Raw genomic sequence first — 14,159 nt, forward strand, 5'->3', positions numbered from 1 at the left:
CGGATGATCGCTGCACGTGCCCGGTTCCCCACCACACAGTCCATGATCAACGATCAAGGGCCCGACGCGCCACCGCTAACCATGCACGAGCTCGTAATGGCTGTCCCGTAGTCCCTGGTGGATCAGCGCGCGGCGTCAGATGCGGTGCGTCGCAAGGCGGAGGGACGTCCGCGTACTGGATGTATTCGGGCGTTCCGACAACGCGGCGAAGTGCCGTAGCTGTCGTCGTGCGCCCGCCAGGGATTGCGGGACAGCCCTTTAGCCGAACGTGAAGGGCGGCGGCGCCGGGGACGGCTTGGCGCCCTCGTCCGTGACGGCGGCGGCGCCTCCGGTGAAGTCCGCGAGCGCCCGGCCGTGTTCGACCCGGCCGGGGTGCGGGTCGGTCGCGACGCGGCGGGTGAGTTCGGCGACCGCGAGCGGCAGGTCGGAGGCGAGCAACACCGCGTTGCCGAAGCGCCGGCCGCGCCACACCGTCGGGTCGGCGGCGAGCGCAAGTTCGGGGAAGAGGGTGGCGGCGGTGGCGATCTGGCCGCGGAGGTGGGTCAGCGGCGGCCCGTCGGCGAGGTTGGCGACGTACTGGCCGCCGGGCTTCAGGACGCGGCGCACCTCGGCGAGGAATTCGGTCGAGGTGAGGTGGGCGGGGGTGCGGGCTCCACTGAAGACGTCCGCGATGACGAGATCGGCCCAGCCGTCCTGGATCTTTCCGAGCCCGGCGCGGGCGTCCGCCGAGCGGACGCGTATCCGGGCCTGCGGGTCCAACGGCAGCTCACGGCGCACCAGTTGGACGAGCGCCGCGTCGACCTCGACGATCTGCTGGGTGGACCGGGGACGGGTCGCCGCGACGTAGCGGGCGAGCGTGAACGCCCCGCCGCCCAGGTGCACCACCTGGAGGGGCTGCTGCGCGGGCGCGGCCAGATCGATCATGTGGCCGATCCTGCGCTGGTACTCGAAGGACAGGTACGAGGGATCGTCCAGGTCCACATGCGACTGCGGGGCGTCGTCCAGAAGCAGCGTCCAGCCGCGCGGCCGCTCGCGGTCGGGTACGAGTTCGGCGCGACCGCCGTCCACCTCCGCGACGAGGGGTTCCCGCTTGCGGTCGGACCGCTTCCGGGCGCTCGCGCCTCCTGCCGACGCTCCTCGACGTGCCACGCTTGCTCGCCCTTGCTCATACGTTCCGGGGCCGGCACCGCACCGGCTGCGCCGGGAGATCCGGCCGTCCGGCCATTATGGGCTCACTGGCAGTTGTCGGCCGCCTCGATCAGCCGGGCCGCCTGGCCCAGGGCCTCCCGGAGGACGGCCGGGTCGGTCACCGGCGCGTCGGCGGCGGGCGGCAGCAGCCAGCCGCTGCCGGAGACGGGGGGCTCGGCGGGGATGCGGAGGCCGCGGCCGTTCGTCCGCGTACACGCGCTGCCGGGTACGTCCCAGGCGTCGGCGGTGCCCGGCGGCACCAGGAAGCCGAGGGTGTCGCAGGCGCCGTCGTGGAGGACCGGGCCCATGGCCTCCTGGTCGGCGCCGCGGCGCAGGATGTCGACGGCTTCCAGGCCCTGGCGGGCCGGGACCGTCACGAGGTCGCACGGCTCGCCGGCGGGTGCGGCCGATGCGGGTGCGGGTGCGGCGGGTGGTGCGGCCATGGGGTGCGCCGCGGTCGTCCGTGAGCCGGTCTCCGTGCCGAGGTGCAGCAAGGGAACCCCTCCTCTCATCGCCGAACGGAGCCAGACTCCGTCTCCACATGGACCAACGCGCCCACCACGTCAAGGGCTACGGCACCACGCCGCCGCAAAGGATGGCAGTTCATGGCGGATCACGGGCGAGATATCCGCTTTGTACGCAAACACTCCGTGTGCGTCTCGTCACAGCAGGTACGTTCTTGCTCCGCCGGGACAACAGAACCAGCGCCCGGCTGCACCGGAGAGGGCCCAGCCATGGTGTCGACACGGCCAGTTCCCAACCTCGTCTTCCGCCGGCTGCGCGGACAGCGCTCCGCCGGGGAGTTCGCGGCGGCGGTCCGCCGGGCCGCGCGGGAGATCGGCGAACAGGTCGCCTGCGACGCCCGGTACATCGGCCGCGTGGAGTCCGGAGAGATCCGCTGCCCCAACTACGCGTACGAACGGGTCTTCCTGCACATGTTCCCCGTGGCCGGCCTGGCGGACCTGGGCTTCTCGGCCCGCGAGACCGTGCGCGGCCGGGGGGCGCGCGCCTCGGAAGCGGACTCCCCCGCACGCCCCACCACTCCACCGCCCCCTGTGCTCCACAGCGACACCGACGAGGAGAGCGACGTGCTGCGTCGCATGTTCATGACCAGCGGGACCGCCACGGTGGCGGCCGCGTCCCTGGGCCTCGGCGGCGCGTCAGCCGCTGCCGCCCTGACCAGCCTGCCCGCACAGCGCCGGGTGGGCGATGCCGAAGTGATCGCCGTCGAGAAGGCGGTGCGGCAGATCCGGCTGCTGGACGACCGGCATGGCGGCGACGGGCTCTACCGGCGGGCCTCTCAGCCGCTCCGGGCCGCGTACGCCCTGCTCGACGCGGGGACGACCACGCGCCGTGCCACCGCGGACCGGCTGCACGCGGGCGCCGGTGAGCTGGCCATTTCGGTGGGCTGGCTGGCCCATGACTCGGGCCGCTTCGAGGACGCCCGCTCCCACTACGCGGAGGCGCTGGCGACGGCGCGGGTGGCGGGCGACCCGGCGCTGGAGGCCCACGCCTTCTGCAACGCGTCGTTCCTGGCCAGGGATACGGGAAGGCCGCGCGAGGCGGTACGGGCGGCGGAGGCGGGCCAGCGAGCCGCCCGGCCGCTCGGCTCGGCCCGGCTGCTGGCGCTGCTGGCCCTGCGGGAGGCGGGGGGCCGGGCGGGGCTCGGTGACCGCACCGGGTGCGACCGGGCGATCGGGCGGGCGTACGCGGCGTTCGAGCGGGGGGCGTCCGCGGCGGACCCGGAGTGGATGACCTTCTTCCGCGAGGCGGAGCTGGAGATGCTCCAGGCGCAGTGCTGGTCGGCGCTGGGCGACTGGCCGCGGGCCGCACGGCACGCACGGCGGGCGACGCAGCTCCAGGACCCGCACTTCACGCGGAACCTGGCGCTGTACCGGGCGCAGCTGACCTGCGATCTGGCACGGGGCGGCATCGCGGACGAGGCGGTGACGGCGGGGCACGGGGTGCTGGACCTGCTGGACCGGGTCCAGTCCTCCCGCATCCGCGCGATGCTGGCCGGCGCGGTGGGAGTGCTGCGGGCGCAGAACGCGTCACCGGCGGTGAGGGACTTCGTGGACCGCCACCAGGTCGCGATCCGGCCGGTTCCGGGGCCGAAGGTTCCGTCCCCGAACGCCGGACGGGCTTGACACAGGCAACCGGGGAACCGTTACCGGTCCAGGTGGCCCGTGTCGTTCCAGCGCTCCACGGCCGGCAGGCCATACGCCCAGCCCAGCACCGACAGGGACGTCGGGTCGAGCCGGATGCGCGCGCCGAAGGACACGTCCTCCCCCAGCCACCGTGCCCCGAGCGCCCGCAGAATGTGGCCATGGGCGAAGACCAGGACATCGCGGTCCGCCGACCTCGCCCAGTCCACGATCTCGTCCGCGCGGGCGGACAGCTCGGACGTGGTCTCGCCCTCCGGCACCCCGTCCCGCCAGATCAGCCAGTCCGGCCGGTCCGCCCGGATCCGGGCCGGTGTCAGCCCCTCATACGCCCCGTAGTCCCACTCCATCAGCGCGTCCCACGGCTCCGCACGCTCCCCGAACCCGGCGATCGCGCACGTCTCGGCCGCCCGGACGAGCGGGCTGGTCCTGACCTCGACACCTGGCAGACCCGCCCACGGCTCCCGGTGCAGGCGCTCACCGAGCAGCTTGGCACCCTCGCGGCCGGTGTCCAGCAGCGGAATGTCCGTCCTGCCGGTGTGATTGCCCTGCACCGACCACTGGGTCTGGCCGTGCCGGGCGAGCAGGATGCGCGGTGCCATGAAAGCTCTCCCTGGAACTTGGATCTCGTGATCCGACAGGTCCCGGACGGCGATGTCCGATACAGCGACGACGGTCGGCAACCGGCCCCGGGCCCGTCGGGGGCGCGGCCGGTTCCTCCCGCTCCATCATCTCTCACGTGCCCGGGAGGCAACCTCCGGGGCCGTAACCGCGTCCCTTCCAGCACGGTCCCGGCCACGGCCACGCCGCCCCGGGTCCGCACCCGCGAAACGGGGCGCCGGGAACCGGGACCCCGCGGAGATCCCGGCCGACGACCGCCGTACGGTTGAATGCCATTCGACGGCAGCATGAACATGGGGAGAGCTACCGGATGCAGCACGCCACCGCCGCGCCAGCACCCGGCCACCGCCCCCGCTGGTGGACGGAGCTGCCACTGATCGCGGTGGTGTACGCGCTGTACTCGGCAGGACGGCTGCTGGTGCGCGGCGACGTGTCGACCGCCGTCGAGCACGGGCTCGCCATACTCCGCCTGGAACAGTCGCTCTTCCTCAACGCCGAACACCCCCTGAACCGCCTGCTGACGGCCAACCCGGCGCTCGGCATACCCGCCGACTTCGCGTACGCCTCGCTGCACTACCTCGTCACCCCGGCCATCCTCATATGGATGTTCCGGCGCCGGAAGGCCGCCTACCGGGCGGCCCGCACCTGGCTGATGACCTCCACGCTCCTCGGTCTGACCGGCTTCACGCTGATGCCGACCTGCCCGCCCCGGCTCCTCGACGCACGGCACGGCTTCGTCGACACGATGGCCCAGTACAGCTCGTACGGCTGGTGGGGCACCGAGGCGAGCGCCCCGCGCGGGCTCGGCGGAATGACCAACCAGTACGCGGCCATGCCCAGCCTGCACGTCGGCTGGTCGGTGTGGTGCGGCGTCCTCCTGTGGCGGCACGGCCGCCATCCCCTCGTACGCGCCCTCGGCGTCGCCTACCCCCTGCTGACCACGCTCGTGGTGATGGGTACCGCGAACCACTACTTCCTCGACGCCGTGGCGGGCGTCGCCGTGATGGCGGCCGGAGCCCTTCTGACGAAGCCGGTGATCCGCCTCGCGGACCGGCTGAAGGACCGGTTCCGGGCCGGTCTCACCCCCGTGCGCACGGCCGTGAACACCGGTAAGGCCCCGGATGTCAGTGCCGGATGCGAGACTTCCGCGGGTGAGCGAATACCCGGCCAGCGGACCTCCTCCGCAGATTCCACCGACACCGGCGTGCCGGCCGGCGACGACGCTGCGGCAGCGGCTCGCTGAGCTGCGCGGCCCGTCCGTCGCACCGCATCCGCTCGACGCGCGCGCACTGGCCGCCCTCGCCGCCAACCCCGGCTGCAAGCGGCGGGCCCTGCTGGACGCCGCGGGGGTGAACAAGGCCGTACTGGCCACGGCACTCGGCTCCCCCACCGCCTTCGGCCAGTCGCAGTTCGCGTTCATGCGGGGCAACGCGTTCGAGGCGAAGGTGAAGGCCGACGGCGGCACCGAGTTGCTGCGCCTGCTGTACGAGCGGCTGGGCGGCGGCTGCGAGGCACCGCACGAGGCGCGGGTGCCGGATCTGACGGCCGCGGGACCCGAGGGCCGTGCGGCCAGGACGGCGCTGGCGCTGCGGGAGGCGACGGAGGCGGGCGGCTGGGCGCTGCTCGACCATCCGATGCTGGCGCTGGAGGTCGCGGGCTCGCCCGCCTACCTGGAGCCCGACGCCGTGGTGGTGCACCCCGACGGCACCTGGACGGTCGTCGAGATCAAGTCGTTCCCCATGATCGACAGTTCGGCCGACGCGGCCAAGGTCGGCGCCGCGGCCCGGCAGTCCGCCGTCTACGTCCTGGCGCTGGAGCGGATCGCCGCGATGACCGAAGGCGCCGAGGTCGCTCACCGCGTGCTGCTGGTCTGCCCGAAGGACTTCTCCAATCTGCCGACCGCCTCGGTCCTCGACGTCCGCAAGCAACGGGCCGTCACCCGCCGCCAGCTGACCAGGCTGACGCGCATCGAGGACATCGCCGCGACCCTGCCCGAGGGCACCACCTTCGACCCGGGGTGCTCGCCGCAGGAGCTCGGCCAGGCCGTCGACGCGGTCGGCGCGACGTACGCACCGGAGTGTCTGGCGGCGTGCGAACTGGCCTTCCACTGCCGGGAGAAGTCCCGGGGACACGGGGCGGTGGAGGCGCTGGGGCGCAGTGTCAGGGGCGAGCTCGGCGGCCTCACGACGGTCGGCGCGGTGCTGGCCGCCGCCGCGGGCAAGGAGGGCGACCCCTCGGACCCGACGGTCGCCACGCTGCGCCGTGCCGCGGCGCTGCGGGCGGAAGCCCTGGAGGGCCGGGCGGTATGTCACTGATCAACACGCTGGCCCGGCTGGAGGCGGTGGACAGCGGGCGGGCGCAGCCCATGGCCACCGTCCGCCACCGCCATCTCACCGGCCGGCCGCTCGTGCTGGTGCCGCTCACCACCGCCGGTGAGGCGGGTGCCCCGCTCGGGGCCCTGGTGGGTACGGACCGGGAGGCGCCCCGGCTGCTGGCCGTGGCCCAGCCACGCGACCGCGATCTGCGGTTCGCGTTCCTCGCCGAGCTGGCCGAGGCGGTGCTGCCGCACATCGAGTCGTACGCCGACGTGGTCGAGCCCGCCGAGCGCAACGAGACCGATCCCGAGACCGGCAAGAAGGTCAAGGTCGAAGTCGAACTGTGCACGGACGCTGCCCAGTTGATCGTGCCGAGCCGGGCGGGCATCGACTTCGTACGCCTCCTGGGGCGCTCGATGCGCTTCCGGCGGACCGCGGAGGACGACCCGGACACCCCGTATCCGGCGCCCGCACGGGTCCCCCTGCTGGGCCGCTGGCTGACGCACTACGCGGAGCGGGCCCGGGTGCCGGGCTCGTCCCTGCTGCTCGCCACGACCGATCTGCTGAACCGGCACTGGGCGACCGGCCAGAGCAGCCTGGAGGACCAGCATCTCGGCGCGCTGCTGGCCTGGATCGCCCCTCCGGACGGTGGCTCGGGCGCCGATGCCGCCCTGCGCGCCGAGCTGGAGCGGGACCGGGAGGGCCAGTTGCTCTGCCCGCCCGCCGGACCGGCCACGGACCCGGCCTTCGACAACCGGCTGCTGGCCCCCGCCATCGAGGCGTACGACCGGGCGCGTACGGCGCTCGCGGCGGCGGAGGACGGACTCTCCGCCGACTCCCGCCTGGCCGAACTGACGCGTGCCGAGCGGGAGATCAGGTCCCTGCTGGCGAAGGTCATGCTGCCCACCTGGGACGCCGTGTGGCGGGGGCTCGACCTGCTGGGCGACCTGCCCGAGGGAGCCAGGGCCGAGGACCGCTGGACGCGGGACCGCTGGTCGTTCACGGGCCACCGGGACCGGGTACGGGCCGGGGAGCCCCCGCAGCCGCGCCGGGACGACGCGGTGACGGCGGCGCAGAAGCTGGCCTCCCGTGAGTCGGCCCAGGCCCAGCTCGACGCGCAGGAGGCACTGGACGACCCGCTGGTGCTCGCGGGACGCCGGCTGTCCGGCGAGGCGTTCGTCGGAGAGGTGACGGAGGTGGAGATGGCGTACAGCGAGTCGAAGCGCCCCTCACCGCGCCCCCTGGTCACGGTCCGGACGGACGAGCACCCGCATCTCGGTGAGCGGACGAAGGTGTACCGCTCGCTGGACGGCAAACCCCAGACCGCGGAGTTCGTCCGGGAGGCGCGGGCGCAGGAACCGTCCGCGGAGGACGGTCTCCTGCTGGTGCTGCGGATCACCGACCGGATGGGGCGGAGCAAGGAGCCCGCGCCGGGTTCGGTCCCCGAGCCTGGCGACCGCGTCGTCTGGACGCTGTTCGAGCACGATCCTCGCGGGGGTCCGAAACTGCCGGACCCGGAGGAGACCCCCTGGACCCACGGCGGCCCGCCGGGCGCCGCCGCCGAACGGGCCGGACAACCCGACCCCGTGACCCCGGAGGACCTGCTGTGACCTCGGAGAAGGCCACGTTCGACCCGGGCGCCGCGGCGACGCTGGCGACCGACCGGATCCTCCACGACACCTTGCGCGGTACCTCGCGCGGCGTCGTGGTGGACTCTCCGCCGGGCGCCGGGAAATCCACCCTCGTGGTGCGAGCCGCACTCGAACTGGCGGCTGCGGGAAGGCCGTTGATGGTGATCGCGCAGACCAACGCACAGGTCGACGACCTGGTCGTCCGGCTGGCCGAGAAGGCGCCCGACCTGCCGGTCGGCCGTCTGCACAGCAACGACTCCGACCCGTACGACACGGTGCTGGACGGTCTGGACAACGTACGGAAGTCGGCGAAGGCCGCGGATCTCGCCGGTCTCGACATCGTCATCTCGACGGCCGCCAAGTGGGCCCACGTGAAGAACGTGGAGCCGTGGGGACACGCGATCGTCGACGAGGCGTACCAGATGCGCTCGGATGCGCTGCTGGCCGTCGCGGGGCTCTTCGAGCGGGCTCTGTTCGTCGGTGACCCGGGCCAGTTGGACCCGTTCTCGATCGTCGGCGCCGACCAGTGGGCGGGCCTGTCGTACGACCCGTCGGCGAGCGCGGTGACCACGCTGCTCGCCCACAACCCCGAGCTGCCGCAGCACCGGCTGCCCGTCTCCTGGCGGCTGCCCGCCTCGGCTGCGCCGCTCGTGTCGGACGCGTTCTACCCGTACACGCCGTTCCGCAGCGGTACGCAGCACGGGGAGCGGCGTCTGGCGTTCGGTGTGCCGTCGGACGGCTCGGGCCCCGACCGGGTGCTGGACGAGGCGGCGGAGTCCGGCTGGGGCCTGCTGGAGCTTCCGGCACGGCACACGCCGCGCACCGACCCGGAGGCGGTCCGGGCCGTCGCGCTGATCGTGCGCCGGCTGCTGGACCGGGGCGGCGCCTCGACGAGCGAGCGCTCCCCCGACCCGGTCCCGGTGACGGCGGACCGGGTGGCGGTCGGCACGGCCCACCGCGACCAGGCCGCGGCGGTCCGGGCCGCGCTGGCCGAGCTGGGGGTCACGGGCGTGGCCGTGGACACGGCGAACCGGCTGCAGGGCCGCGAGTTCGACGTGACGGTGGTCCTGCACCCCCTGTCCGGCCGCCCGGACGCCACGGCCTTCCATCTGGAGACGGGCCGCCTGTGCGTCCTGGCCTCCCGGCACCGCCACGCCTGCGTGGTCGTGTGCCGGGAGGGCGTCGCGGACCTGCTGGACGAGCACCCGTCGACGGAACCGGTCCAGCTGGGCGTCACGGTCAAATTCCCGGACGGATGGGACGCGAATCACTCGGTACTGGCCCATCTCGCGGAACACCGGGTGCGCTGGCGGCCTTGATCCGGACAGGGACCCGGCCGCGGTCCGCCGGACACGCGGCGGCCCCCTTGCGCCGGGTTGGACAATGGAGGGTGGTCATCCGGCCACCCGAAGGAGGAGCACCCCATGGCACAACCCGAGCGGAACGAGCGGCAGCGGATGCGTCCCGCACCGCTGCTCTTCGAGCCGTCGGAGGCGGCAGCCGACCCCGAGCACTTCTTCGACCTCGACGCGATGGAGGACCCCGGGGAGCTGCTGGCCCGTGCCACGGAGCTGACGCACGCCTTCCGCGCGGCGGCCGACCGGGCCGTCGAATTCCAGGCGGTGGCCGCCGCCCAGCTCGCGGATCCGCGCCGCTTCGACCGGCTGACGGCGGCCGATGTCGCGGAGCGCGCGGAGTGGACCGAGGACTATGCCAAGAAAATGATCGAGTTCGGCAGATCGCTGCTCAGGAACGCCGGCCCCTGACCGGGACCGGGCCGGCCCTGGATCCGGGTACCGCCGCTGGCATATGCCCGCGCGCAAGATACTCCTCCACGCCCCGCGCTGTCCCCGTTTCCCGCAACTCTCGGAATCAGTGCCGTCACTCCCTGTAGACCTGTCTGCATGAGCGCTTGGCTGAAAGACGAAACGACCCGCCCCGCAGCCGCGGGGGCCTCCCACCGAGCCGTCGACATCCTCGCTCTGCTGCGGGACCAGCCCCGGCACCAGGCCGCCCAGGTGACCGCCGCCGGGGCCGCCTGGCTCGCCCGCGCCTCGGCCTGTCCGCGCAGCACGCTCTCCCAGTGGCAGGCGCGTCCCGACTCCCCGGGCGTCCTGCCGTGCGGGACCGTCTTCGACGTGGTGAACGTGCCCGTGCTGTTCGGGCGGCGCATGCTGGAGCAGCTCTGGTCGCAGGGGCCGGGCTCCGGCCCGGTCGCCACGCACCGGGGCCGCATGCTCCTGTTCGCCGCCCCCGGCACGGCCCAGCGGCTGCCCTCCCTGCTCGGCTGGGAGGAGTGGGGCACCAGCGGTCCCGGGCGGCCCGGGGCGCACCGGGCCGCCGTGCCCCCGCTGCTCTGTCACGGCACCGGTGACGCGGTGACCGTGCCGCCGCCGGCCGGCCGCTCCGAGGGCACCGGCCCCCGCTGGGTGGTCGCCCCCGACACCCGTGACCCGTGGCTCCCCGGCCCCGACGTGCTGCTGTGGGCCTGTGTACGGGTGGCCAGGTCACAGCCCTCCCCGGCCTCCGGGTATTCGATTTTTCCTCCCGCCGATCCGGGTGCTAATGTCTACGACGTCACCAGGCGCCGTTAGCTCAGTTGGTTAGAGCAGCTGACTCTTAATCAGCGGGTCCGGGGTTCGAGTCCCTGACGGCGCACAGACGGAGGAAGCCCCCTCGCGAGAGCGAGGGGGCTTCTTCGTGTGCGAGGGGCTCCTACGTGCCCGTGGCGATCCGGACCGTCCAGGACCCGGAAGGTGTCCGGTCCGCGACCTTGATCCTGGTGCGCTCGCCGGGCACGGTGTACGTCTCGCCCTCGGCCAGCGGGGCGTCGGCGAGCGGCGGGTAGACCGAGCGGTCCCAGCAGGCATCGGTGTCGGGGTGGGTGTCCAGGACCTCGACGGGACCGCCGCCGGACGGGGTCTCGTTGCGAATCCGGTAGATCAGCACGCCTTCGGTGCAGGTCGCCCTGTCGTTGCCGGTGGCGCTGCGGGCCTCGACGGCCAGGGCGCTGTCCTCACCGGTCCTGATCACCGCGAGCCGCGTGCCGATGGACCCGCCGGGCGCGGGCGCGGCGGAGACGGGTTCCAGGGTGAGGTCGGCGTCGCCCTGCACGCACGTGACCTGGCGGTGGTCGAGCCAGCCGAGCTTCCACTTGTGCCAGCCGAACAGTTCGGGGGCGAGCCCGAACTGGCTGCCCATGACGTCCCAGTCACCGACGTAGGTGTCCCAGTCGCCCTTGCCGTCCGTCGGCCGGTGGTAGAGGTCCGCCAGGTCGAAGACGTGCCCGGTCTCGTGCGCGAGGACGTTCCGGTCCGGCGGGTGCTGCTCGAAGAGGGTGACGACGCGCCTGATGTCCGCACCGTCGGCCCGCAGCGGCCGGTCGAAGTTGACGACCTTGGTGGCGTCGGAGTCGACGCCCGGCGCGTCCGGGTCGGCGACCAGATAGACGATGTCGTACGCCGAGAAGTCGACCGTCACGTCGGCCGCGCCGATCGCGTCGCGCAGATACGCGCTGCGCCGCCCCGAGTCCCAGTCGCGCTCTATGCCGTACCAGGTGGAGGGGCGTGGCATCTCGATCCACTGCCGCAGGGAGTGCGGGCGCAGCGCGAACTTCCCGTACGAGGCACGCTCGAAGAAACGGGTGGTGGAGGGGAAGTAGTCGGCGGTGAGTACGGCGGGGGTGACCGCGGGCTCGGAGTCGGGGAACGAAAGGAAGATCATGACCGCGTCGAGGGCGCGGTCGGGGCGGGGGTAGGCACCGTTCCAGGTGTCGAGGCCCAGGGAGTGGTGGGCCCCGGTCCTGGGCAGGGCACACGGGCCCGCGTCCCCCGTGGTGGCCACGGCGGGACCTGCCACGAGGGACGTGGCTGCGAGCGCCATGAGGGAGGTCAGAGCGGCTGCCACGCCACGCAGACTCGGCCTCTCCACTCTCCCGGGTCTGCGCTGTCGCGGCACGTCTACCTCCGGGTGGGAAACACGGGACACCCCACCCACCCTGTGCCGATCCGGGGCCGTACGTCCTGTTGAGCTGCCCCACTCGGGTCAGGGGACCGCGCCCGCATCCCTTTCACGGACAGTCACAATCGATCATTACGACGAAGCGACCTCACAGGAGTACACAGAAACGATCAGTAAGGGGCAAACCGGATGGAAGCCCGGAGCAGCGGCCATGCGGGTACGGAGAGGCGCCATCGGCCGGCGAGCTGGAACGGCCGACTCACCACCCTCTATGCTTCACCACGCTTTCCCGCGTGGATACGGTCCCTGACGACGGGGACTCCACACGGTGGCCTGTCCGACCACACCTGTTCACGACGATCTGCACAGCGGGAGCACGCGGTGAGCGGAACCTCCGAAGGGCCGGGGCCCCCGGCAGGCAGAGCCCCCGGCACCGTGCGACCGCCGGTCACGGAGCGTCATGCGGCGGGAGCGAGCCCCTCCGAGCTGCGCGACTACCGGGCCGCCTTCCAGGCATCCGTTCTCGCCATGGCCGTCCTCGACCCCGAGGGCCAGATCGTCAGCGCGAACGACGCCCTGGCCGGGCTGCTCGGCACCGACGCCGCCGCCCTGGCCACCCAGCCGGCCGCCGACCTCGTCGACCTCGCGTCGGACCACCGCACCTGGCACGCGTACCGCGAGGTGCTGCACGGCCGGCGCTCCCGCTTCCGCTGCACCCGCAGGCTGAAGCATCCCGACGGGCGCTCCCTGTGGGCGGAGATCACCGTCGTACCGATGGACCCCCCGTCCACCGACACCGTCAGCGGCGGCGTACTGCTGTCGGTCGCGGACGTCAGCGACCGGCGCGAGCTCCAGAAGCGGCTGCGCCACCTCCAGATGCACGACCCGGTGACCCGGCTGCCCAACCGGACCCTGTTCTTCGAACGGCTCTCGGCGGCCCTGGACACCCCGCCGTTCCAGGACGACTCACTGCCCCCGCACGGCCGGATCGGGCTCTGCTACCTGGATCTGGACGGCTTCAAGGCGGTCAACGACACCATGGGGCACCGCATGGGCGACCGGCTCCTGGCCGCCGTCGCCGGCCGGCTCACCGACTGCGCCGAAAGCGACGGCTCCGACCGCAGCGGCAGCCACCTCGTGGCCCGGCTCGGCGGTGACGAGTTCGCCATCCTGGTCGAGGACTCCACCGGCACCCCCCAGCTCACCGAGCTCGCGAACGCGGTGCTCCTCTCGCTCCAGCAGCCCTTCGACCTCGCCGGACAGCGGCTCTCCGTCTCGGCCTCGATCGGGGTGGTCGAGCGGGCCTCCGCGGGCACCTCGCCCACCGGACTGATGCAGGCCGCGGACACCACGCTGTACTGGGCGAAGGAGGACGGCAGGGCCCGCTGGACGCTCTTCGACCCCGAGCGCAACGCCCACCGCATGACCCGGCAGGCGCTCTCCTCCACGCTCCGGCCCGCCGTCGAGCGGGGCGAGTTCACCCTGGAGTACCAGCCGCTGGTGTGCATGGCCGACGGGTCCGTACGGGGCGTGGAGGCCCTGGTGCGGTGGAATCACCCGCAGTTCGGCCTGCTGGCGCCGAATCGGTTCGTCGCGATCGCCGAGGAGGACGGCACGATCGTCCAGCTCGGCCGGTGGGTGCTGCGCGCCGCGTGCCTCCAGGCCCGGCGCTGGCAGCTCGACCACCCCGACGAGCCGCCGCTGTTCATCAGCGTCAACGTGGCCGTACGCCAGGTCTGGGACTCCGACCTGGTCGCCGATGTGGCGGAGATCCTCGACGAGACGGGACTCGACGCCGGGCTGCTGCAACTGGAGCTGACCGAGTCCGCCGTGATGGGCTCAGCGGGACGGCCGCTGCGGGCGCTCCAGGCGCTCAGCGACATGGGTGTCCGGATCGCCATCGACGACTTCGGCACCGGCTACTCCAACCTCGCCTATCTGAGCCGGCTGCCCGTCTCCGTACTGAAGCTGGACGGCTCCTTCGTCCGCGGTTTCCGCTACGACGACGGCGCGCACCCCAGCCCCGCCGACGAGACGATCGTGGAGGCGATGGTGCAACTTGCCCACCGGCTGGGCCTCACCGTCACCGCGGAGTGCGTGGAGACGGCGGGCCAGGCCGAACGGCTGCGGAGGATCGGCTGCGACACGGGGCAGGGGTGGCTGTACTCCCGCGCCGTGGCCCCGGAACGCATCGCGGAACTGATCGGCGCGAAGTCACGGCCGAGCCCGTCGAGGAGTTCCCTCCCCCGCCTCTGAGGGCGCGGGGGAGGGCGCTGACGGAA

The 14,159-nt window shown here is 73.1% G+C and carries 12 protein-coding genes and 1 tRNA gene; 9 read left to right on the top strand and 4 right to left on the bottom strand.

Translation table 11 applies throughout. The features are described 5' to 3' along the window. Positions 1-258: 258 nt before the first annotated feature. Both ACFWSK_RS28700 and ACFWSK_RS28705 read right to left on the bottom strand, forming a co-directional pair. A complete protein-coding gene (locus ACFWSK_RS28700; protein ID WP_383792180.1) occupies positions 259-1,149 on the bottom strand; it encodes a spermidine synthase in 891 nt (296 codons plus the stop codon). 83 nt (positions 1,150-1,232) lie between these two features. Beyond that, positions 1,233-1,700 (bottom strand): hypothetical protein, encoded by a 468-nt coding sequence (locus ACFWSK_RS28705; protein WP_383792182.1) that lies wholly within the window; start codon positions 1,698-1,700, stop codon positions 1,233-1,235. A gap of 222 nt (positions 1,701-1,922) precedes the next feature. Here ACFWSK_RS28705 and ACFWSK_RS28710 point away from each other — a divergent pair, with 222 nt between their 5' ends. Then, the gene (locus ACFWSK_RS28710) at positions 1,923-3,335 is read left to right on the top strand and encodes a tetratricopeptide repeat protein (RefSeq protein ID WP_383792185.1); all 1,413 of its coding nucleotides are present in this window, start codon (positions 1,923-1,925) and stop codon (positions 3,333-3,335) included. 20 nt (positions 3,336-3,355) lie between these two features. Here the strand turns inward: ACFWSK_RS28710 and ACFWSK_RS28715 are convergent, their stop codons facing one another. Next, a complete protein-coding gene (locus tag ACFWSK_RS28715) occupies positions 3,356-3,952 on the bottom strand; it encodes a histidine phosphatase family protein (protein WP_383792188.1) in 597 nt (198 codons plus the stop codon). 329 nt (positions 3,953-4,281) lie between these two features. On the opposite strand from ACFWSK_RS28715, the gene ACFWSK_RS28720 reads away from it, so the two are divergent. From ACFWSK_RS28720 to ACFWSK_RS28750, 7 genes are all read left to right on the top strand, one after another. Beyond that, positions 4,282-5,214: a phosphatase PAP2 family protein gene (locus ACFWSK_RS28720; RefSeq protein ID WP_383792190.1), complete on the top strand. Its 933-nt coding sequence runs from the start codon at positions 4,282-4,284 to the stop codon at positions 5,212-5,214. After that, positions 5,123-6,286 (top strand): hypothetical protein, encoded by a 1,164-nt coding sequence (locus tag ACFWSK_RS28725; RefSeq protein ID WP_383792193.1) that lies wholly within the window; start codon positions 5,123-5,125, stop codon positions 6,284-6,286. Before ACFWSK_RS28720 ends, ACFWSK_RS28725 begins: the two co-directional genes overlap by 92 nt. Next, positions 6,277-7,896 (top strand): hypothetical protein, encoded by a 1,620-nt coding sequence (locus ACFWSK_RS28730; protein ID WP_383792195.1) that lies wholly within the window; start codon positions 6,277-6,279, stop codon positions 7,894-7,896. The genes ACFWSK_RS28725 and ACFWSK_RS28730 overlap by 10 nt, the downstream gene beginning before the upstream one ends. Then, the gene (locus ACFWSK_RS28735; RefSeq protein ID WP_383792198.1) at positions 7,893-9,236 is read left to right on the top strand and encodes an AAA domain-containing protein; all 1,344 of its coding nucleotides are present in this window, start codon (positions 7,893-7,895) and stop codon (positions 9,234-9,236) included. Before ACFWSK_RS28730 ends, ACFWSK_RS28735 begins: the two co-directional genes overlap by 4 nt. Positions 9,237-9,341: 105 nt before the next feature. Further along, positions 9,342-9,683, top strand: coding sequence for a hypothetical protein (locus ACFWSK_RS28740; RefSeq protein ID WP_383792201.1), 342 nt, complete (start codon positions 9,342-9,344; stop codon positions 9,681-9,683). Between the two features lie 138 nt (positions 9,684-9,821). Beyond that, positions 9,822-10,511 (top strand): hypothetical protein, encoded by a 690-nt coding sequence (locus ACFWSK_RS28745; RefSeq protein ID WP_383792203.1) that lies wholly within the window; start codon positions 9,822-9,824, stop codon positions 10,509-10,511. Beyond that, positions 10,502-10,575, top strand: a tRNA-Lys gene (locus ACFWSK_RS28750). Before ACFWSK_RS28745 ends, ACFWSK_RS28750 begins: the two co-directional genes overlap by 10 nt. A 57-nt stretch (positions 10,576-10,632) precedes the next feature. Here ACFWSK_RS28750 and ACFWSK_RS28755 read toward each other — a convergent pair. Further along, positions 10,633-11,874, bottom strand: a complete 1,242-nt coding sequence (locus tag ACFWSK_RS28755; RefSeq protein WP_383792206.1) for a M6 family metalloprotease domain-containing protein — start codon at positions 11,872-11,874, stop codon at positions 10,633-10,635. A 384-nt stretch (positions 11,875-12,258) separates the two neighbouring features. Between ACFWSK_RS28755 and ACFWSK_RS28760 the strand changes: the two genes are divergently transcribed. Further along, the gene (locus ACFWSK_RS28760; RefSeq protein WP_383792209.1) at positions 12,259-14,133 is read left to right on the top strand and encodes a putative bifunctional diguanylate cyclase/phosphodiesterase; all 1,875 of its coding nucleotides are present in this window, start codon (positions 12,259-12,261) and stop codon (positions 14,131-14,133) included. Positions 14,134-14,159: the final 26 nt, after the last annotated feature.

This window comes from Streptomyces sp. NPDC058620 (genome assembly GCF_042717135.1).
Taxonomy (GTDB): domain Bacteria; phylum Actinomycetota; class Actinomycetes; order Streptomycetales; family Streptomycetaceae; genus Streptomyces.

Bases quoted from the DNA above. Each gene is read 5' to 3' on its own strand.
- ACFWSK_RS28705 (WP_383792182.1), bottom strand. From the start codon at position 1,700: ATGAGAGGAGGGGTTCCCTTGCTGCACCTCGGCACGGAGACCGGCTCA.
- ACFWSK_RS28710 (WP_383792185.1), top strand. From the start codon at position 1,923: ATGGTGTCGACACGGCCAGTTCCCAACCTCGTCTTCCGCCGGCTGCGC.
- ACFWSK_RS28715 (WP_383792188.1), bottom strand. From the start codon at position 3,952: ATGGCACCGCGCATCCTGCTCGCCCGGCACGGCCAGACCCAGTGGTCG.
- ACFWSK_RS28720 (WP_383792190.1), top strand. From the start codon at position 4,282: ATGCAGCACGCCACCGCCGCGCCAGCACCCGGCCACCGCCCCCGCTGG.
- ACFWSK_RS28730 (WP_383792195.1), top strand. From the start codon at position 6,277: ATGTCACTGATCAACACGCTGGCCCGGCTGGAGGCGGTGGACAGCGGG.
- ACFWSK_RS28740 (WP_383792201.1), top strand. From the start codon at position 9,342: ATGGCACAACCCGAGCGGAACGAGCGGCAGCGGATGCGTCCCGCACCG.
- ACFWSK_RS28745 (WP_383792203.1), top strand. From the start codon at position 9,822: ATGAGCGCTTGGCTGAAAGACGAAACGACCCGCCCCGCAGCCGCGGGG.